Genomic DNA, 1,437 nt, shown 5'->3' on the forward strand with positions numbered 1-1,437 from the left:
GCCATATTCAACAATGGGCAATGGTCATGAATCAGCTGTTAATTCATGATCACCTTAATGAACGTGTGTTAAAGTATTTAGAATAACTTACACACTTTTCTTGACAAGCCCGCCTTGCAAAGTTACCTTGGTACACCAGTGGATGGTAAGATAAATAAGCCTTCTATTATGGTTAAGACACTTCAAAAACGTTTAAACGACGGTAATTTTTAGTAAAAAAAATAACCCTGTCCCTTAATTTGGGGGATGGGGTCACTACTTTAAACAATTTCCACATTAACAATATCATCCAATATAATATAAATTATATCATCATTCGTTATCATTTTCATTTTACCATTGCTTGGCATATATATTTTACCTGACACATGATGTATTTGCTTATTTTGATAATAGTCAACTTTTATAGATAACGAGTATTCTAACGCTTCATTTAGATTCCTTTGTATTTCCTCTAATTGATCTTCAGATAAAATAGGCTTATCGATTTGCTTTTCTTCATTTTCAAAGAAGGACTGTAACATCTCAACATGTTCAGGCAACATTAGAGAAGTCCACTTTTTATTTCCTCTATCTTCTATCATTGAGTTCACCTCACACCTATCTTATAATAAAATCAAAAAGAAAACAAGAACATTTGTTCTTGATGATGTAAGAAAAACCGTTATTTTCTCTCTATTTTCGTATCACTATTATTGTTTACAAACGTAACAAATTTGTCTAAGATATAATCCCTAACAGTGTAGTTGGATGATTCATCAATAATTATTTTACAATTTGACACATCCACTTTTTTTCCTTTCAATATTAAATCCTCCTAAAATATGCTTATTTAACTCTCATTTCCTCTACTGCTCTTTTTATAAAGTTGCGCCTTAATGTATTTTTAAATCTCTCTATATTTTCTGTATTATCTTTATTGTTAAACCTTAAAGTAACCCACATTTTAGTGTTTTTATTATATCTTCTCAATGTATTGTCATCGATGACTTCGTATTCATCATTACCAATCTTAATGGTTTTATTGGCTTTTTTAATTTTAATCACCTCCTACTATCTATATGTTGCCCTAATATTCATTGTATAATAAATAATGGAAAGTGATTAAAGGTAGGGTAAAATGATAGTGAAATTATTATTAATTATGAGGAGGTGATTTTGTGAAAACTACTTATATGGATTTTTCAAATTGCGAAATCATAGAGGACAACGAAGGGGATATGGATAAACTTATTGAAGCGTTTTTAATTAATGCCATTATACATTTTATAAACAATAAGAGCGATGTCCGAGTTAAAAGAAGAGAAGAGTAATATAAATTTTTTAATAAGGAGCATTCCTGTAATAAGAAAAATTGACCCTAGATGAGGTTATTTGGAGTTACACAAAAAAAGCCCTCCTTGGTAGTATAGAGAGTGTCACGTCACGAAACAATGA

Annotated in this window: 3 protein-coding genes; 1 reads left to right on the forward strand and 2 read right to left on the reverse strand. The window is 29.9% G+C overall.

Features of this window, described 5'->3' with window-relative positions; all coding sequences use genetic code 11:
- Window positions 1-260: 260 nt before the first annotated feature.
- Complete coding sequence (locus ACTNEP_RS20395; protein WP_441163781.1) at window positions 261-584, reverse strand: YolD-like family protein; 324 nt, start codon at window positions 582-584, stop codon at window positions 261-263.
- 244 nt (window positions 585-828) lie between these two features.
- A complete protein-coding gene (locus ACTNEP_RS20400) occupies window positions 829-1,047 on the reverse strand; it encodes a hypothetical protein (RefSeq protein WP_441163782.1) in 219 nt (72 codons plus the stop codon).
- Between the two features lie 113 nt (window positions 1,048-1,160).
- On the opposite strand from ACTNEP_RS20400, the gene ACTNEP_RS20405 reads away from it, so the two are divergent.
- Window positions 1,161-1,313, forward strand: coding sequence for a hypothetical protein (locus tag ACTNEP_RS20405; protein WP_441163783.1), 153 nt, complete (start codon window positions 1,161-1,163; stop codon window positions 1,311-1,313).
- The last annotated feature ends 124 nt before the right edge of the window (window positions 1,314-1,437 follow it).

It is taken from the genome of Gracilibacillus sp. HCP3S3_G5_2 (genome assembly GCF_052063305.1).
GTDB lineage: Bacteria > Bacillota > Bacilli > Bacillales > Amphibacillaceae > Gracilibacillus.